The 18,110-nt window shown below is 65.8% G+C and carries 19 protein-coding genes; 5 read left to right on the top strand and 14 right to left on the bottom strand.

Annotated elements, in window-relative coordinates; translation table 11 throughout:
* The first annotated feature begins 156 nt into the window (after nt 1–156).
* A complete protein-coding gene (locus tag ACFVAJ_RS16375) occupies nt 157–321 on the top strand; it encodes a hypothetical protein (RefSeq protein WP_376945883.1) in 165 nt (54 codons plus the stop codon).
* Between the two features lie 41 nt (nt 322–362).
* Here ACFVAJ_RS16375 and ACFVAJ_RS16370 read toward each other — a convergent pair whose 3' ends face one another.
* Genes ACFVAJ_RS16370 through ACFVAJ_RS16360 form a run of 3 tightly spaced genes read right to left on the bottom strand, consistent with a single transcriptional unit; the run spans nt 363 to nt 4,130 of the window.
* Nucleotides 363–542 (bottom strand): hypothetical protein, encoded by a 180-nt coding sequence (locus ACFVAJ_RS16370; RefSeq protein WP_376945881.1) that lies wholly within the window; start codon nt 540–542, stop codon nt 363–365.
* Nucleotides 539–1,060 carry a hypothetical protein gene (locus tag ACFVAJ_RS16365; RefSeq protein ID WP_376945879.1) on the bottom strand — a complete coding sequence of 174 codons (522 nt, stop codon included), beginning with the start codon at nt 1,058–1,060 and terminating at the stop codon, nt 539–541. Before ACFVAJ_RS16365 ends, ACFVAJ_RS16370 begins: the two co-directional genes overlap by 4 nt.
* A complete protein-coding gene (locus tag ACFVAJ_RS16360; protein WP_376945877.1) occupies nt 1,053–4,130 on the bottom strand; it encodes a hypothetical protein in 3,078 nt (1,025 codons plus the stop codon). Before ACFVAJ_RS16360 ends, ACFVAJ_RS16365 begins: the two co-directional genes overlap by 8 nt.
* A gap of 494 nt (nt 4,131–4,624) precedes the next feature.
* Here ACFVAJ_RS16360 and ACFVAJ_RS16355 point away from each other — a divergent pair, with 494 nt between their 5' ends.
* The 3 genes from ACFVAJ_RS16355 (at nt 4,625) to ACFVAJ_RS16345 (ending at nt 8,908) form a co-directional block, all read left to right on the top strand.
* Nucleotides 4,625–6,679 carry a hypothetical protein gene (locus ACFVAJ_RS16355; protein WP_376945875.1) on the top strand — a complete coding sequence of 685 codons (2,055 nt, stop codon included), beginning with the start codon at nt 4,625–4,627 and terminating at the stop codon, nt 6,677–6,679.
* Nucleotides 6,680–6,681: 2 nt separating this feature from the next.
* A complete protein-coding gene (locus tag ACFVAJ_RS16350) occupies nt 6,682–7,641 on the top strand; it encodes a hypothetical protein (protein WP_376945873.1) in 960 nt (319 codons plus the stop codon).
* A gap of 403 nt (nt 7,642–8,044) precedes the next feature.
* The gene (locus ACFVAJ_RS16345; RefSeq protein ID WP_376945872.1) at nt 8,045–8,908 is read left to right on the top strand and encodes a hypothetical protein; all 864 of its coding nucleotides are present in this window, start codon (nt 8,045–8,047) and stop codon (nt 8,906–8,908) included.
* 53 nt (nt 8,909–8,961) lie between these two features.
* Here ACFVAJ_RS16345 and ACFVAJ_RS16340 read toward each other — a convergent pair whose 3' ends face one another.
* The 9 genes from ACFVAJ_RS16340 to ACFVAJ_RS16300 all read right to left on the bottom strand — a co-directional run bounded on the left by ACFVAJ_RS16340 (nt 8,962) and on the right by ACFVAJ_RS16300 (nt 15,128).
* A complete protein-coding gene (locus tag ACFVAJ_RS16340) occupies nt 8,962–9,627 on the bottom strand; it encodes a hypothetical protein (RefSeq protein ID WP_376945871.1) in 666 nt (221 codons plus the stop codon).
* A 2-nt stretch (nt 9,628–9,629) separates the two neighbouring features.
* Nucleotides 9,630–10,028 (bottom strand): hypothetical protein, encoded by a 399-nt coding sequence (locus ACFVAJ_RS16335; RefSeq protein WP_376945870.1) that lies wholly within the window; start codon nt 10,026–10,028, stop codon nt 9,630–9,632.
* A gap of 21 nt (nt 10,029–10,049) precedes the next feature.
* Nucleotides 10,050–10,322 (bottom strand): transglycosylase SLT domain-containing protein, encoded by a 273-nt coding sequence (locus ACFVAJ_RS16330; protein WP_376945868.1) that lies wholly within the window; start codon nt 10,320–10,322, stop codon nt 10,050–10,052.
* A gap of 422 nt (nt 10,323–10,744) precedes the next feature.
* The gene (locus ACFVAJ_RS16325; protein ID WP_376945866.1) at nt 10,745–11,644 is read right to left on the bottom strand and encodes an ATP-dependent DNA ligase; all 900 of its coding nucleotides are present in this window, start codon (nt 11,642–11,644) and stop codon (nt 10,745–10,747) included.
* Nucleotides 11,645–11,815: 171 nt separating this feature from the next.
* Complete coding sequence (locus ACFVAJ_RS16320; protein WP_376945864.1) at nt 11,816–12,151, bottom strand: hypothetical protein; 336 nt, start codon at nt 12,149–12,151, stop codon at nt 11,816–11,818.
* A 24-nt stretch (nt 12,152–12,175) separates the two neighbouring features.
* A complete protein-coding gene (locus tag ACFVAJ_RS16315; RefSeq protein WP_376945862.1) occupies nt 12,176–13,354 on the bottom strand; it encodes an ATP-binding protein in 1,179 nt (392 codons plus the stop codon).
* Nucleotides 13,355–13,497: 143 nt separating this feature from the next.
* A complete protein-coding gene (locus ACFVAJ_RS16310) occupies nt 13,498–14,232 on the bottom strand; it encodes a hypothetical protein (protein ID WP_376945860.1) in 735 nt (244 codons plus the stop codon).
* Between the two features lie 98 nt (nt 14,233–14,330).
* Nucleotides 14,331–14,648, bottom strand: a complete 318-nt coding sequence (locus ACFVAJ_RS16305; RefSeq protein WP_376945859.1) for a hypothetical protein — start codon at nt 14,646–14,648, stop codon at nt 14,331–14,333.
* Between the two features lie 42 nt (nt 14,649–14,690).
* Nucleotides 14,691–15,128, bottom strand: coding sequence for a hypothetical protein (locus ACFVAJ_RS16300; protein WP_376945858.1), 438 nt, complete (start codon nt 15,126–15,128; stop codon nt 14,691–14,693).
* Nucleotides 15,129–15,995: 867 nt separating this feature from the next.
* Between ACFVAJ_RS16300 and ACFVAJ_RS16295 the strand changes: the two genes are divergently transcribed.
* Complete coding sequence (locus ACFVAJ_RS16295; RefSeq protein ID WP_376945856.1) at nt 15,996–16,370, top strand: helix-turn-helix domain-containing protein; 375 nt, start codon at nt 15,996–15,998, stop codon at nt 16,368–16,370.
* Nucleotides 16,371–16,637: 267 nt separating this feature from the next.
* On the opposite strand, the gene ACFVAJ_RS16290 is transcribed toward ACFVAJ_RS16295, so the two are convergent.
* Nucleotides 16,638–16,994 carry a helix-turn-helix transcriptional regulator gene (locus ACFVAJ_RS16290; RefSeq protein ID WP_376945855.1) on the bottom strand — a complete coding sequence of 119 codons (357 nt, stop codon included), beginning with the start codon at nt 16,992–16,994 and terminating at the stop codon, nt 16,638–16,640.
* A 201-nt stretch (nt 16,995–17,195) separates the two neighbouring features.
* Nucleotides 17,196–18,110: class 1b ribonucleoside-diphosphate reductase subunit beta (nrdF, locus tag ACFVAJ_RS16285; protein ID WP_376945854.1), on the bottom strand; the 915-nt coding region annotated here is incomplete at its 5' end.

The raw sequence follows: 18,110 nt of genomic DNA, 5'->3' as shown, positions 1-18,110 counted from the left end.
CGTATGTTCTGGTCGGGGCGGGCGGGGAATTCGCCCCTACCCATCCCTGTGCGAGTTCGTCGGAATCGGCTGGAGTTGCCGTCCTCGGCTGCTTCGAAGCCATGCGCGGGATCGGACGATCTACACCGCGCCCGTCCGTGCTGGTACAACTGAGCTGTGGCTGACGATGACGACCAGAAAGCGAAGACCAGGCGTTCGAACTTCTGGTTCATCGCGGTGATCGTCGCGATCGCCTTGTTCGGATGGTGGGGTTCGCAGAACCCGAACTTCAGTGGACCGGACTGCACCGAACAGACGAGCCGCGGCACCTACGCATGCTGAGGTGTGGGCGGCCGGCCGCGCTCAGCGCGCGACCGTGATCATCAAGGGCCCCAGACCGCCCGGAACACGGCCACCGCAGCGGCCGTGCCACCGATCAGGATCCCCCAGAGGCCCAACGACAGGATGATCCCGTTGACAGCGCCGCGCGCGGCGCGAAGAGGGTCGCCGCTGTCGAGGGCGCCGGCGTCGAATACCTCGACCACCTGATTCGGGGCGGTCATGCCGCTTCGCTCTTCCGTGCTTCTCGGAACGCGTCCACCCAGGTGTGGAACGGGGCGACATGGATCACCGGAGAACCTGCCCGGGTGACGATCCCGACCGACCGGTCGTCGGCCGGCAGACGTTTCGCCCACTCGGCCGCGGCGGTCGACGCCTTGAACTCGACGAGCCCCGCGGGCACGTCCGGCCAGCCGACCGACGCTGCGATCCACCGGTTCGTGCCAGGGCGGGCGTTGTGCATCTTCACCATCCCGACTCCGAACGGAACGCGTCCGTGCTTCGCCTGGATGACCGCCGAGGTTGCCGAGTCGTACATCGCTGCGGACAGCCCTGCAGCCCCGTACGCCTTCACCTGCACGGCCGCTTCACGGAACACCCACAGGTCACCGACATCCTCGCGGCGCCCGGCCCCCAGGTGGCGCTGGGAGCCGGGCCGGCAGAGGTCAGGGCAGAGCTCGAGCAGGTACTTGACCGCGTCGCGCTCCCCCGCGTCGCCCTTCTGCTTCTGCCTGTTAGCCATCGAACGACCAGTCGTCCTCGTCCACGTCGATGTCGTCGATCTCCGGTTCCGGGGCGTCCGGCAGCGAAGCGCCGAGCAGCATGTCGACGTGCACCGGCACGCCGCGGGTCGAGCGGCCGTTCAGCTTGAAGACCCGGTCGATCCGGTTCTCCTTGCCGCCCTTGTTCAGGTAGTCCTCGTGCGCCAGCTGCTCGTTCCAGAGGCTGCCGAACGACACTGACGCTGCCGTGCCGGGAGGCAGGAGAGCCGGGTACTTCCGCTGCGCGGTCTGGAACGCGTTCGTCGGCTGGAAGAAGATCGCGTTCTCACCGACGAAGTAGCCGATGCACTCGCCGAGCGGGCGCGGCTTGTCCTGCGCGTCGTACTGCCAGCCGAGCATGCGGTTCTCAGCGCGGTTGCCGTTCACCATCGGCGGGATACCGGGGTCGGAGGCGTTCAGGACGTGCGCGCCGCCGGACTGGATGAGGTTGCGGATCGCCTCGAGCAGCGAACGGCCCGGGGTCGCCTCAGCCTGCGTCGAGAACGAACGCGACACGATCTCCGCGATCCGCTTCGGGAGGTTGTCCTTCCGGCGCGGGTTCAGCAGCGCCAGCGTCTCACGGTCGTTGACGAGCTTCGCGAGGATGTGCACCGGGGCGAGACCCATCATCAGGTCCACCGCCATGCCGACGTGACGGGCGATCGACTTGCCCGAGACGACCTTCGCGCCGATGACCTTCTCGGCGATCTCACGGTACGACTCGGCGAGCTTCTCGTTCTCCGCGATCACGTCAGCCCACGACTGGTTCTGCGCGAGCGACAGGTACGCCTGGACCGCGGCGACGGTGAGGCGGGCCGGAGCGAAGTTGGTGTCCCGGAACCGGGTCATCGCGTCCGCCTCGTCGGTGAGGGAGTTCTTGTCGAGGTTCAGGATGACGGTGCGGTCGCGGACCGAGTTGATGGTGTGCTCGTTCTCCGCGGTCGCGATCAGCAGCGCCTTCGGGTCGAACACCTCGCGGGCCTTCAGCTCGGTGCCGGAGCGACGCTTCGACGAGGAGTTGTGCACCGAGCGGATGATGTCTCCGACCTTGGACTGCTCCATGTCGGACTGACGACGGTCCGCCGACGGCGCGAGGTCGTCCATCACCCAGATGTTCGTCTGAGCGAGGGCCTGCTCGACCGACGTGCCGGTGTCCTTCATCGACCCGGGGAGGTGCTTGTTCGTCCACGTCTTCCGGGCCTGGTGGAACGCGAGGATCTTCGCGACGGTCCACGACTTGCCCTGTCCGGGAGGGCCCTGGACGTAGAGGACCGTGGTGGTGCGAAGCGGCACCGTGGGGCGGAGGCCGGCGGCGAGGACGACCGCTGCGACGCACGGGTCAGTCCAGACGCCGCGCTCGATGTACATCTCGCGGACGTCTGCGAGGTCGGATCGGACCTGCGCGAGCCAGCTCTCATCGCCGGGCTCGCCGGGAAGGGTGGGCAGGCTGAATTTCGACGAGCCGGGAAGCACGACTTCGGTGACGCCGGCGACGGTGCGGTCGCGGTCCGTCTTGGATGCAGCGATGACGCTCTTCCCCGAGATGTACGCGCAGACGTTGGAGTTCTCGACGGGGACGTACCCCATCGTGGTCCACGACACGTTCTGCTGGACGGGGACCTCGTTGTTGTCCTTGATCGCCGCGAGCCACTTCTGCCCCTTCTCCGGCGGCCACTCGGGGTGGAGGAGAAGGTTGTTCGGGATCTCGGCCTTCTTCTTGTCCCACTCGCTGGGCGGGTACATGAGCAGCGTCGACGGGCCGGTGACGACTGCGGTGTCCTGGGCGCCGTCCTCCTTCAGCCAGGTCAGGACGATACGGGCGGTGGAACGCATGGGGACGTCTTCGTCTTCGACGCCTTCACCGAACGCTGCGGTCTCGATCTCACGCTGGGTGGGTGCCCGGTGGGTTTCGACTGCTTCGATCCGGCCGCCGATGTTGCAGCGCACCTCCCAACGGGCGGGCGTGACGTTGCCCATGTCGTCCTTCTGGGCGGTGTACTCCTGCACGGAGTTCCCGTCCTCCGCGACCTTCCAGGTGCCGGGTGCGACATCGTCACGGGAGCGTGACGGGATCTCCGGGAGCTGGTTGGCGAGGCGTCCGAGGATGTCCTTCCAGTCGCCGTGCTTGGCGAGGAAGTCGTCGAGGCCGACCTTCTCGCCGAGCTGCGGGGCTGTGCCCTTCTGGTTGGCGTTGACGAGCTCCTCGGCTTCGCGGTCCCAGTCAGGCTCGACGTGCAGGTCAACGAGCTTGACGTTGGCGCCGCGGCCCTTCGCGAAGTCCCAGAGGTTGTTCGCCTGGCTCCACACGTTCCAGTTCGTGGCGATGTCGCCGTCGAACGCGAGGAGGAGCTGGCGGTCGCGGAGGCTGAGCGAGATCCAGACCTCGTTCTGCTTCCAGTTGCCGACGCCGACGAAGGACACGATGAGCGTGCGGTCCTTCGCTGGAACGCGGGCCATGAGCTCGCTGAGTCGGTGGATCGCGGTGGTGCGCGTGGCTCGGTACCCGTCGCCCTGCAGCTCTTCGTCGGTGATGCCAGCAGCGCGGAGCTGGGCGGTGAGCGCGGAATCGCCCTTCATGACGCCCTCGGTGATGAGCACCTTCGGCGCCTGGGTGAACCAGTCGAGCGGCGTTGCCGGGTGGGTGTCGATCACCGACGCGGAACCGGTCAGGTTCTCGTACTTCAGCGACTTCCCGGTGGTCGGGTTGACGCGTGGAACGGCGGGGCGCAGCTGCATGGTGTTGAACACCGGGTCGACGTTGCGCTTGTGCGCTTCGGCGACGAGGTCGGCCTGGTACCAGAGGATGACCATCGCGTCGGACTGGCGGGCGATCGAGGCGACCTGCTTGAACGTCTTCGAGTTCGCGGCCATCTCGTGGGTCTTGCCGAAGTCTTTGACGTTGGCGCTGTCGATGGTCTCGTAGCCACGGGCGGCCGCGATGAGCGGGGCGACGCCGGAGGAGGCGAGCTTCTGCGCGCCGCTGAACGTGACCTGCGGGGCGTAGGCATCAGCGGACCACGGAGTGCGGGGCTGGGATGAATTTGTGCTCATACCCTTCCCTGTGCGAGTTCGCGAAAATCGGCTGGAACGCCCCTCGCGGTTACCGAAGTGTCCAGGCAGTTACCACTTCTGGGTAACGTGATTTCCCCTGATCAGAGTGCCGAAATCTGCCTCGGTTACCGAGTTACCGGATCTACAACCATGCCTATAGGGGAATTAAGAGCGAGGGGAGAAATAGAACCCTCCAGACATCAATGCCCCTCGCGTATAGAGATGTTGTTTGTTTGGTAACTCGGTAACTAAAGAAAGAAGAAGGGTCTGTCGCCCTACTCCCCACTGGGATCGAACCGGTTACCAACCGCCGGTAACCGGCGGTAACTCCGGTAACCGAGAGCCGCGACCAGCCACCAAAACTCCGAAACGAAGCCCCTCAGCCGTCGTGCTGAGGGGCTTTTCGCTTCCCCGGACAGCAACACCCTCCCCCGCAAGTTCCGCGTGATCACTGGGATCCCAGCCGATTTCTCGGAACCTGCACAGGGAAGGGTATGGACACTTTCCACGCCCCGACCCTCGGTCTCGTCGAGCTTCCCGCGCTCAGTGAAACGCTCCGACAGCTGGGCTTCCGCGTCGTCACCGATGCGGATTTCCCATCTGCGGCCGCCGCGATCGGGAACGAGATCCTTCGCGCCCAGACCACGGGCGACGTCAACGGGACACGGATCCCGATCGTTGTCTCCTCGTACCGCTCGCTGAACCCGAAGGACCGCGTCGTCGGCCTCAAGGCGTGGGTGCAGCGCAGCGCCCAGGTGAGCCCGGTGCTCGTCCTCCGCGCGGAGGCGCCGGAGGAGCCGCCGTTCATCGACTCCGACTCCGCCCGGTACCTGCAGCTGCCGGCATCCGTGGGCCAGGTCCTCGAGATGATCGGGTTCCCCGTTCCGGCCGACCCTCGAGCGCAACTGGTGATCCACCGGGACGGACAGGTCGGTGAGCCTGCACTCACGGAAGCTCCTGTCGCGGCGCCGGCCTCCTGGGGTGAGCCCGAACCGGCTCCGACCGGTTGGCCTGCAGCGCCGGCAGTGAGCGCACCGATCGCCGAGCCGATTGCTGAGACGGTCGCCCAGCGTGCGCCGTGGGACTCGCGCCCGTCGGCGGACTTCCCGGTGCCTGAGCCGAAGCCGCTGCAGCGCCCCGAGCAGGTGCTGTTCAACACCCCGGCCGTCGAGCCCGTCCAGGCTCCTGCACCCGCCTGGGGTGCGAAGACCCCGGAGGGGTGGCCTGAGCCTGTCACGCCCGCGGCTCCTGCCCCTGAGTACGACCCGACCGCTCACGGCCGACGCGCTGCTTCCGGCAGCACTGAGGGAGCGCCGGCTTGGGCTGCGAACCCGTTCCCCGTCGCCGAGCCTGTGGCGCAGCCGGTCGCTCCTGCGGCTGAGCCGACCTTCACAGGTGGATGGCCTGCCGCCGCGCCTGCCGCGCCTGCCGCGCCTGCCGCGCCTGCCGCGCCTGCTGCGCCTGCCGCGCCTGCCGCGCCTGCTGCGCCTGCCGGGTGGCCCGCTGCTCCGGCTCCTGCCGCTCCCGTGGCTCCTGCCGCTCCTGCCGGGTGGCCGGCCGCTGCTCCGGCTCCCGCCGTTCCAGTTGCGCCTCCCGCCGAGGACTATTCGCAGTTCGCGCCCGTTGATGTTGCTCCCACCCCGCCGGCATTCGCCGCGGCGCCCGCTCCCACCGCTCCCGCAGCTCCTGCCGCTCCCGGCGGACGCAACGGCGCCCTCGTCTTCACCTGGGCGTACAAGGGCGGCGTCAACAAGACCAGCCTCGCGATGCAGTTTGCCCACCGAGCCGCAGCGAAGGGGCTCCGCGTCTGCCTCATCGACATGAACCGCGGCCAGGGCGGCATCCGGACCATGCTCCGCATCGCCGACGACGCGATCATCCGATCCGCCTACGACGCATCCGTCAGCGGCAACCCGGCCGACGCGATCGTCATGCCCGACGACCTCCTCGCTTCGAACGTACGAGCCAGCACTCTCGACCCGATCGACTTCGCTGTCGTCCTCGCACCTCCCCGCTCCGAAGCCGACATCACCGGCGCGACCTGGTCCGTCTACAGCCAGATCATCGACCACGCCCGCACCGTCGCCGACCTCGTCATCGTCGACACCCAGACCGTCGAAGCCACCGACAACTCCGGCCTCATCGACAACGTCATGGTCCCGAAGATGATCGGCGACGCCTGGGGTGTCGCCATCACCGAGTTCGCCAAGGAGTCGGTCGACAACCTCATCGCCGCCCTCAAGATGTACGGCGCCCGAGGCCTCACCCGCGAACGCCAGCTCCTCGCCGTCACCCGGGTGGAGAACTTCGACCACAGTTCCGCGTCCGGTGTCGACCGGAAGTTCGGCTCCTACGCCCGCTTCGCCGGAACGACCGCCGTCTCGACACACGTCAAGGACCAGCTCGACCGCGGCCGCATCGTGTCCGACGACCCGGCAGTCCGTCCCCTCCTCGACACCGTCCTCCTCCAGGTCACCGGAAACCCGGCATTCCAGGAGGACGCCACCCGGCCGAAACGTCGGGGCCTGTTCGGGGGCGGTCGCCGATGAAAGTGACCCACTTCCCACAGATGCTCGAGCTCGTCGAGGGGATCGACCGGATCCTCATCGGCCGGACCGCCGAGGAAGCCGATCTCAGCCAGGCAGCCGACGGCGAGACCGTCATCGTCCGCCTCCCCACCTGGGCGATGCTCAAGCCCGCGATCGACGTCGGCCTGAAGGCGATCAAGAACAAGAACCTCGTCCTGCCCGCACGGATCGAATGGTCCGATCCTGCACTGCAGTTCTTTAGCTCCGACGAGCAGGTCTGCCTCGACTGGCGGATCACGAACATGGGCCACCGCCTCAGCGGGCAGGTTCAGGTCACCCGCGAAGGACAGGTCGAACAGGTCCCCGGCCAGGTCGGTGGAACGATCGAAGCAGCGTTCTCACGGCGTGACTTGCAGCGACGCGTCCAGAAACTCGTCGAAGACGGCGCCGTCGCCCGGTGGCAGGTCGTCCAGTCCTTCGAGGAGTACACCCGGACCAAGATCACCGAGGCCAGCAAGCAGCTGGCGCAGGAGTTCTCCGAGTATCACGGCCGCTCCATCCCCGCCGTCCTCGACGAGCAGCGGGTCGACGAACTGCTCACCCACATGCTCTTCGGGAAGGGCGAGACGTCCATCGTCGGCCGGATGGTCGAGCAGGCGCTCGGCCCCACCGCGTTCGACAAGTTCGACCCGGCCCGGTTCTTCTCATGGAACCTGAAGCGCTCCGCGCTCGGTGAGGTGCGCCGTGTCATCGGTGACCCGCACATCGGGTCGAAGGTCCGTCGCATTCACGCGAAGGCGAACGTCACCTCCCTCGAAGAGCTCGTGGAGCTCTACAACGCCCAGTACCCGAAAGAGCACCTCGGCGCGAAGCGCGCCGCCGCCGCTCTCACCGCAGGCCACGTCCCCGAAGTGTTCGCTGAAGGGCTCCCTGAGAGTGAGCTCCGCGAGTTCGCGGACCGCCGGATCGGCGGTGGCATCTAATGTCCGCCCCATCCACCCCGCTGTCGGTCGCGAACGACGCACGCGCGAAGGCGAACGAGCTCCGCGCTGAGGCCCTCATCAACCTCGCGGAGGGTGTCTTCACCCAGCGGGACCTTTTCGAGTTCGCAGCGACCACGGAAGGCCGCCCTCTCCTCCGGATCCCGCTCCGCCAGGTCCTCCTCTCCACCCCCGGTGTCGGAGAAGCGCGCGCAGCGAAGGTCCTCGACCGGCTCCGCACCCTCCTGAACGTCAGCACTCGGCCGCGCGACATGACCGTCGCATGGCTTCTCGACAGCCGCGCCGGCGGCCGCCGATTCCTCGCGTGGCTGGACACCGTCAGCCCCCTCCGAACTGAACCCTGGCCTGGCTTCCCATGGGCGCCGGCTCCGACCGGAGGTGCCCGATGACTCCTGACGTGTCCACCTTCTTCGCCACCCGTATCCACGCGGCACGGAAGCTCGAATCTGCCGACGTGAACCGGTCGCTCAACCGCATGCTGCGGGACTTCTCCGGACACATCTGGGGCTGGACGAGGGACGCCTGCCGTTCGCACGGTGACCGGCAGATGATGTACTCCGATGACGTGTACAACGTCATCAGCCTCGAGGTCTCCGAAGCGATCCGCAAGGAGCTCGAGAGCCCGAACGACCCGCCGATCATGAACTACTACTCGTTCTTCAAGCGCATCGCCGAGCGTGCCGCGTTCGCGTTCTTCCACTCGTCGGAGCGGACCGGGTTCTCCTCGGCGTCCGGCGCCAGCCGGCGGCTGTCGAAGATCAACAAGACCCGCAAGGAGCTGACCATCAGCCTCGGACGGGAACCTTCCGACCAGGAGGTCGTCGACGAGGTCAACCGACTCGCGTACGCGACCCGGAAGGACCCGCAGAAGCAGGGTGCGCTCGTCACCCTCGCCGACCTCCGCACCACAGGCACCCAGTCGCTGGACGGGATGATGGAGGTCTACGGCGACACTGTGTGGCGTGCAGCGCCGACCAGTGACGACTCCGCGCTGTCGTCCGTTGAGGCGCCGCAGCTGGTCGACTCGATCATCGCCGGCTGCGTGATGGTGTCGCCGCTCCTCGGAAAGGTCGCCACCCTCTGGATCGGTCAGGCTATGGACGAACCGTCGGTGATCCGCACCTCGAAGGAGATCGCCGAGGAGCTCGGCATGAAGAACGCTGAGGCGTCCGGACTGCTGTCCAGCTGCAAGCAGGTCGCGAAGGTCGTCTGCCACGAAGAGCTCGGCATCGACTCTCCGTTCGCCTGAGACACCAAGAGGCGGCAACCAGGAACGGTTGCCGCCTCTTCTGCTGTGCGCTTCTATCTCGGGAAGGGCCCGTCACGAGAGATTCGCTTGAGCTCCCGCGGGCCGATGTTCCTCCAATACAGCTCGCCTTCGGAGCCTTCGGTGAGGCGACCAGCGGAGAGCAGGTCGCCGTCCGGCGAGATGATGCTTCTCAGGGGCGCCGCGGTTCCGTGCGCCAGGACGGTGAGCGCCGACAGGGTCCCGCCGGCATCTTCCCGGCGAATGCTGGTGGCTGCCTTCCCGTTCCCGTCGAGACGTCCGATCAGGTCCGCCTGCGCCGCGGTCGGTGCGATCGCGATGCTGGATGGGAACCCGAGGTGGTCGCCGTACAGCAGGTCAGCGACGGCGTCGTCATCGTGCGCGGAACGCCACTCGACGCCGGGCTCGTCGAGTGCGGAGGCTTCCGTCACCATTCCGTTCTCGAAGAGTCGCACCTCGGTGAGCGTTCCTTCCTCGCTGAGGACGGTTGCTACGACCTGGCCGTACGTTGCTGCTCGCAGGTACACCAACCCGTGGTCGGCGAGCTGGCTGATGGTCTGAGCCTGAGCGTCGCTCGGGTCAACGGACCCGCCGGCAGGAGGCGTGTTCAGCCACGACAAGATCTCGTCGGCGTCCGCAGGGGTGTGGGCGTGCTCGGCGAACTTCCCGACCCGGTCGCGGACGTACGCATCCGCTGTCATGGTCAGTCCTTCCGGAGGTGGGAGAACTTGGAGTCCTCGAAGATCGCGACGCCGTCCTCCTGGATGTGGATGACGGAGAACGCGTCCCGGCGCAGCACCAGCTGCGACTCCGGGTCGTTCAGCTCCTTGTAGTACTCGTTCATCGACTCGAAGTTGCAGAACAGCGCCTCCTCGAAGTCGGTCGCGGTGGCGTTCGGGAAGATCTTCACGAACTCCCATGCCGACTGCCGGTTCGCTTCCGACTCGTTGATGAACGCCGACTCGAGCGGACGGATCACCGGGATGGTGATCTCGGCGGCGGAGTGGCTCTGCGAACCGAACTGACCGTCGCCTCGACGGGCGTCCTCGCGAGCGGCGCGAGCTTCGGCGGAAATGGGCTGGGAGGCAGTGAGGGTGCTCATGCCGCGTACGTGTGCGGCGGTTCAGTACCACCCGGTCGCACCGGAATGAGCCCATGCTTTGCACGGCGTCTCGTACCGGTTGGCGATGTATCCGAGACCCCAGATGATCTGCGTGGTCGGGTTCGTCTCCCAGTCGGCGCCGGCGGCCGCCATCCTCGACGCCGGGTACGCCTGCGGGATGCCGTACGCACCGCTCTTCGGGTTCTTCGCGGTGTACCGCCAGTTCGATTCCTTCTCCCAAAGCGCGGCGAGGCATCCGAACTCGGCGGTGCTCCACCCGTGGGCGGCAACCATCTCCGCGGCGACCTGTTGCGCTTCGCTCGGGTTCGCCGGCGGAAGGGGCGTCGCGGCAACCTGAGTTGCCTGCGGTGTTGGCGAAGGCGGCGGGGGTGGAGGTGGCGGCGGTGGAAGCGCGAGGTAGCTTTCCGTGCCGACCGTGATGATCGTGACATCAGCGGACACAGTGATCGACTGTCCTGGCCCGCGAGGTTCGGGCTCCTTCCATGGGAGCGGCGTCGTGGATGCCTGAACCGGCGTGGCTCCGAACGTCATGGCGAGCACTGCGGCGGTCACTGCGCTGGCAGTCTTCAGAGGGTCTGCACGAGGTGCGCGTGGCGGCCGCGTCGCGCGCGGCATGACATGGCGACCCATCGCACCTCCCGTGTTCCGGGAGGTATGTGGGCGGCATCCTCGGCAGCGCGAAAGGTCGCCCGACGTCAGGAGTTCGGGCCTGCAGGCAGATCCGGTCGCAACCGCACGAAGCGGACGAGATGCCGGAACGAGCGACCTGACATCGCGACATCCGCGGAGACTTCCGCAGCGACCGGGTCGACCAGCGTCAATCTCACCAGCTCGCGGGCGCCTGTGAAGCGACCGCCGAGCGCTCCGGGCGACAGGACCGTCGGCCATGGGTGCGCCCCACTTGGAGGCCGCAGCAGTGAGCCCACCTGCCGAGCCTGCGACGGCTTCAGCGGTGAGGTCCGTCCTGCAACCCTCAGCCTGCCGCCCTCGTCGTACAGGCCGACGACAAGTGCTTCTGGGCGATCGATCGGACCGAAGGCTGCGCCGATGATGACGTCGACGACGTCCCGCCGCTTCACCTTCACCCAGTCGCGGGCGTCGCCGGCGTACGGCTGCGCGGCACCTTTCGCGACGATCCCCTCGATGCCGACGCTCGTGAGCTCATTGAACCAGGCTGTCGCCTGCTCGAGTTCCCTGCTCTGCCAGCCGAGCTGCAGCGGTGGCGACCACTCCGCCGCGAGCTCGACGAGGAGCTCACGCCGTGCGTGGAGCGTGTGCGGTCGGACGTCGACGCCAAGCACGGCGAGCACGTCGAATGCGACGAAGCTTGCCGGCTGATCGCGCGCGAGCCGTGCGGCTCGAGTTGCGGTTGTCCCGAGACGTCGTTGCAGTACCTCGAAATCCAGCCGGCCTGCGGAGATGGCAACGATCTCGCCGTCGACGACGACGCCGTCCGGGATCTGCGCGGCGGCCGCGGCCGCCACCTCTGGGAACCAGTCGGTGAGTCTCTTCTGCTGCCTCGACCAAACCGACACCGTCCCGGAGTCGACGGCGATGACAGCGCGGAACCCATCCAGCTTCGGTTCGTACCGCACCCCGCCGGGGAGCGAGTCGGGCGCCGGAAGCCGGTCCGCAGCTCGAGCGAGCGCGACAGCAGGAGGTACAGCGAAAGGGATCGCCATGCGCTTACGGTACGCCCAGGATGTAGTTCGACAGCTGCAGCCGCCAGGATCGACGATTCTGACTGCAGCAGCTGTCGATTGGGTTCAGCCGCGGGTGATGATCAGCTCAGTGATGTTGTACGCCGCGGTCGTGATCAGGAAGACCGCCAGGAGACCCCAGAGCCCCATGTCGAAGATGCCGAAGTCCACACGGCGCTTACTCTGACCGAGCTCCTTCGAGACCGCCTTCAGGACTGAGGCCGGCACGCCATCGGGGTATCGGCGCGCGGCGCCTTCGAGGGCGAGCTCCATGACGAACGAGTTCCGGGAACTCTTGGAGATATTCGTGTCCTCTGCACCGGACTCGGAGACCTCCGGTCCGTCGACGACGGGCTTGGAGAGGTCGATGGGCTGCAGGCTGTCGTTGATGTTGTTGGTCACGGGGACACCATGCGCGGACTCGGCTCAGAGGTCCTCGGGCGGCGGCGGGAACTTCGATCGGGCGTCCGCGATATCCCGTGATGAGGCGCCCATCGCGTCCGTGACGGTGTGCTCACGGAGGTAGTCGCGGAGGTACGGCAGCGCGAAGTCGAGCTCGCCGCGCTTGGGGGTGAAGACGATCCCTGCATCCAGGAGTCGGGCCCGGGCGTTGTTCAGATGCTGCTTGGATGCGTCGTCGAGCCTCGGGCGGAGATCGCCCACCTTCGAAGGTCCGTCATCCTGCGCCATCGCGACGAGCACCGTGCGGTCGAACGGTCTGAGGTGCGCGATGGACGGCTCGTGGATGCTGGCGCCGATCCTCCGCTTAGCCTTCTTCGACGCGGTCTTTACGTCCGCCAGGGTGATCTCTCGCTCGTCGGCATGCTGTCGCCAGGCGAGATCTCCGATGAGCTGGGTGAGGAACGGGTACCCCTGCGATGCTGCAGCGGCGTAGTCGAGGGCGCCGGCGGCGATGGTGCGCCCGTGCGAGGTGATCGGGTCGCGCAGGGCCTCGAGCGTGGAGGCGTAGTCGAGCAGGTCGAGGTTCTCGTTGTGGGCGCGGCGGAGGAAGGTGGCGGTGCCTTCCTGGAGGATCGCGGCGATGTCCGAGTGCAAGCCGGCGAGGACGACAGCCACTTCACGGTCCCTGCTGATGCTCCGCTGCAGTGCGCCGACGAACGACTGGAACTCGCCGATGGTGGTCTGACTGACCTCGTCGAGGGTGAAGAGAACGCCACCGTCCGGTTCGACGAGCTCGGCGAGCTCCTCCAGGAGACTCTCGAGTGTGGGGTCGATCGCGGCGCTGTCTATGTGCTCGAGCTCCACTCCCCCGACGGCTGCGATCTCGACGGACTTCAGCCGGGTGGTGCCCGCCGGCTTCCGGTCTTGCACTGCCTTGCGGAGCTTCTTCAGCATCCGGTCGAGGAAGCCCGGTGACGCAGTCTCGTCGATCGTCACCCAGCCGGAGTCTTCAGCGATGCGGCGCAGGGTTTCGAGCGTCACGGTCTTCCCGACGCCTCGGAATCCGCGAAGTAGTACGGCTCGCTCGGTGCCCCATGATCCTGCTTGGATGGCGTCGGTGAACCCCTTCAGGATCTCGGAGCGGCCGGCGAGGACTGGAGGTACCTTGCCGAAACCGGCGCGGAACGGGCTGGGGGCGTTCATCGGGTCTCCATCTCGGTTTACTCCGCAGAAACGGTTTACTGGTTTACGAGTTTACTCGCGAACCACGGTTTACGCGTGAACTTCGCCGTGTCGGGATATCCCGGCATCGCGCGGTGTGGATTTCCCTACATCGCCTCGCCAGCTCAGGTCGCCGGCTCCTCTTCAGCCTCCGCAGACTCCAGGATCAGCTGCTCGTAGACGCGTGTCGCCATTGTCACGTTGTACGCGGTGCCCGGGAACTCGTAACGGCGGTCGAACGCGTGCACCACCAGCACTCCCCGCTCCGCGCCACCAGCGACATGGGCCTCGATTGAGCGGACATCCTCGAGCGCAATGCGGGCCACCTGGGTCCCCGGCCGGCGTGCCTCTTCGTCATGTATGTAGTCCCACTCGACGATGTGGTCCCAGAGCCTGATCTGCAGCGCGGGCTTGCCGCGGGCCTTCTCGCGCCAGAGGAAACCGTGGAGCATTTGGTGACCATTGGCAGCGGTGACCGGAGTAGCGTTCCTCCACAGAAGCAAGTTCTCGAGCTTGCCCGGCTCGCGCGGTGCGATGGCCTGGAGGATCAGCTGATGTTCGGCGCTCGTGACGGCTGCGACGACCGCGCGACCGTCACGGAAGCTCAACTTGATCAGCGATCCTGCCTGATTTCGTGCCGAGAAGGCAGCGCCGGCGATTCCGCCGAGAGGCCCGGCGATGACTGCGCCAGCGGCGCCCATCCCCAGGGCGTTGCTGTAGTCCTTCGAGGTCGCGTCACCGAGAACCTCGACGGAGGCGACCTCGTTTCCGTTGAGCCGAACGATTCGCATCGGCCCTGCGATCACATCGCGCGTGACCTTGTAGTCACCCACAGGAAGATCGCCACTGATTGCGCGCATGAGGCCAACCCTAGGCCCGAACCTCCGGCCGGAGGAATGATTCTCCCAGCCACGACGGCGCGTCGACTAGTGGCGGTCCGGCTCCGTGGGGCTCGGCTCTATCGGGCCATGCTTCGGTACGTCACGGCCACGTTGTTGAACCCGATATCCATGGGGTGGGTGGGTGCTGGGATGAAATCCGCCAGGTCGACGGTTGGGCCGGTCATCGTCTGCCGGGCGGCCGCTACCAGCACTCTGGTCATCGTCTTTCGGTCTGCGTTCAAGATCGAGATCTGTCCATCGGATTCTGCCCACATCTGTGCTTCTCCGGCGGATACGACGATGAACCCTCCCGGCAGGTCCGCCGCGGCCAGGTCATCGGCGAAGTGGGCGTTCAGCTCGAGTCGCTGCAGCAGCGCACCGCGGGTTCGTTCCATGGCCGCGATCCTATTGCAGATCCGCAAGACGTAGGCGATCGTTCACGCACAGAGCATGTCCTTCGCCCCCATGACGATGTTGCGCTTCATGAGGTCTGGCTCCGCGTCACGTCGAAGCAGGTTCAGGTAGGCGTCGCCGGCGCCTTCGCAGAGCGGAACCCATTCCTCCTCGAGCGGAGGCACGTCGGTCCATGCGGGTGCTGGGTGCCCGAGATCTTTCGCTGTCCACGCAACGGCCCCGGCGAGGAGAGCGTCCCAGCGGATGTCGCCGGTACTTCCGGGCTCGACGAGGAAGTCTGCGATCAGCTCAGGTGTGCCTGCGTGTCGGAAGTGGTCGAGCGATTGGACGATCATGCGGAGCGCCATGGATTCGTCCCCGAGGGAAAGGAGACGGAAGGAGATTTCAGCGGCGCTGCGTGCGCTCAACATGTGCGCCGACGACATCGTGGATCCGGCGGAGTGTTGAGTCATGCGTTGCATCCCGGTGAGGCTCGCTCGTCGAATAAATTATGGTCGGCCGCCGGCAGCGCGGATCTCTACAATTAATCCGCGACCGGCGGCCGAGTGCAGGGGACGCGAGCGCCCGGGTTGACAGTATTGCTCCGCGGGCGGAACAATAATGTCAATCACGCTGAGGTGAGGATCTCTCAGTGTGAGCGATCAGGCATCTTGATCCCGTTCGCGCTTACTTGATCCAAGACCTCCATGCGCTGAGACATTCCGGTGCTGTGTGGGGCGTTCAAACTACTTGATCCTGTGCGTGCTTTTCGGTGTCAGGTAGGTCTGGCGGGCAATTGCGCCTCGACTGAACACTTACGACGCGGATGACTTGGAAACATGGGATGCCGCGCAGCGTTCTACAGAGAGCGCACTGCGAGGGAAGAAGGGCGGTCGGTCGTGGGCCTCAACTACATTCCGCTCAGCCAGGAAACCGTGGCAGCCCGTCGTGCCGCTCATGAGCAGCGTTCGTCGGTCACGGCGCGTGAGCGCACGCTGATCATCCGAGCGCAGCGTGCTGAAGAACGGATAGAGCTCCTCACTCGGAGTATTGGCCGCGACTCTGGACAGCGGCGACTTGGCCGCCGCGAGTAGCCACAGGTGAGACAGGTCGTCGCCGCATCTGACACCGGGGTGTTGAACAGGATCGGTTCGATGCTCGAGGCATATCTCAGGCACGTTGGAGTCCGAGAGCAGAAGGGCCTCGGAGTGCCGATTCTTAGGAATGTCGGCAGAATGCGGTTGCTGCGCATGTAGGTGGTGGCAGCTCGACTTCGCGAGATGAGCGTCCCAGTAACGACGAATCGCGCCGAGCTCTGCCTTCTCATGTGCAGCCGACCTCGGAGAAGAATGATGAACGCGATCGCAGAGTGGATTGGACACCGACGAGCTGTGACAGGTCGCAGCCAGTCCGACTCGGCACATGCCGCAGGCATCTCGCCGGACGCCTGGGCGAAGATCGAGTCGGGCGAGCTCGAACCCACCCTCGGGCAGCTGAGCGGGATCGCGACATCGCTGGGCGCGAGCCTGGGGTCCTTGCTCAGTGCCGTCAGTACCGGAGGCGACGTCGTCTTCGCTGTCCGGCGGAACAGGGCGGCGGCGGGCCCAGAGGAGCTGGACGCGATGAGTGGGGTGCTGAAGCAGATCGAATCGATGCTCGACCTCGACACACATCTCAGGTACATCGGAGTCGGCAGGCACTGGGCTTCGGAGCACCGAAACTGAGGAATGTCCTCGCGCTCGAGTACGTTCCGTAACTTGAGCAGCGCGGGTAGGTCGACGCCACGTCCACCGAAGCGTCATGCCCCAGACGCCCATGGGCTGCCTGGGGCCGCTCACTATCCGGTGGTGAACTCGGCCCTCTGGCTCCTCGGAGTTAGGCAACATTCGGAATTGGCAGAGGCATGGCCCGCGAGAACGGGCCATGCCTCTATTCGTGCTGCTGTTTCGGCGTTCAGGCGAAACGGTCGCCGTGGGTGATCGCAGGGCGGATCATGAGTGCTGATTCGGTCGCCTGTCGAGGTATCCCTTGTCGACAAGTTCGGCGGCTGATTCGAGCAGGGAGAGCATCTCTTCCCTTATCGGTTCGAGGTCCGCCTCATCGATTTCGAGAGCTGGAACCTGCGCTACGACGCGCTCCCTGATGGCACTCATGCCGGTGATCGTGCCTATCGTGACGCCGAGAGCCCTGGAGATGCCGAGCGCCTCGCCGGCCGATGGTGTCTTCAGGTCGCCCTCGATCGAGCTCCACGACAACTGCGATACGCCGGCGCGCAGGCTTGCTTCGTGCTGGTTGATCCCGAGATTCTCACGGAACATTCGAACGCGAAGACCGATCGTTGATGGCATCTCAAGTAGCTCCCTCTCAGCCCAACCGGACTTTGTGCCCAACGCCTGACAGCTCTGGCCGCCAACCTGGATCAGAGGTAAGCTCACCTCATTCCGGTGGGGCCAGAGCTGTCATGGATCAAGTAGGTGGATCAGGATCACCTAGCTTGAAGCAGGATCAACTTGATCGATCGAAGGATCAAGTTGGATGGAATCTGACAATCAGAAATCCCAGTCTTCATCCGAGGTGGACTCTGCCTTTCCGATGACGTACGAGCTCCCCGACCCGCTGAAGAAGTCGTGGTTCTCGTCGGCGTTCGGCGAGAGCGCCGACAGGATCGCCGGGTTCACGTCGGTGACCTGCTTCGGGAACATCGGCTCGTAGCCGAGGTTCATGAGGGCCTTGTTCGCGTTGTAGTGCAGGAACTTCTTGACGTCCTCCGTCAGGCCGAGCGAGTCGTACAGGTCCTGGGTGTACTGGATCTCGTTCTCGTAGAGCTCGAACAGCAGGTTGAACGTGTAGTCCTTGATCTCCTGCCGGCGTGCCTCGGTCTCCTGCTCGAGACCCTTCTGGAACTTGTAGCCGATGTAGTACCCGTGCACGGCCTCGTCGCGGATGATGAGGCGGATCAGGTCGGCGGTGTTGGTGAGCTTCGCCTTGCTCGACCAGTAGATCGGCAAGTAGAAGCCCGAGTAGAACAGGAAGCTCTCGAGCAGCGTCGACGCGACCTTGCGCTTCAGCGGGTCGTCGCCGCGGTAGTAGTCGAGGACGATCTGGGCCTTCTTCTGCAGGTACGGGTTCTCCGTCGACCAGCGGAACGCCTCGTCGATCTCCTTCGTCGAGCAGAGCGTCGAGAAGATCGACGAATAGCTCTTCGCGTGCACCGACTCCATGAACGCGATGTTCGTGTAGACGGCCTCCTCGTGCGGGGTGATCGCGTCGGGGATGAGCGAGACCGCACCGACCGTGCCCTGGATCGTGTCGAGCAGGGTGAGGCCCGTGAACACGCGCATCGTGAGCGTCTGCTCCTCGGGCGTCAGCGTGTTCCACGACTGGATGTCGTTCGACAGCGGCACCTTCTCGGGCAGCCAGAAGTTGTTCACCAGGCGGTTCCAGACCTCGAGGTCCTTGTCGTC

The sequence above is a fragment of the Agromyces sp. NPDC057679 genome, assembly GCF_042799635.1.
GTDB lineage: Bacteria > Actinomycetota > Actinomycetes > Actinomycetales > Microbacteriaceae > Agromyces.
Note: the sequence above shows the minus strand (reverse complement) of the source record. Positions and strands in the feature narration are given on the sequence as shown.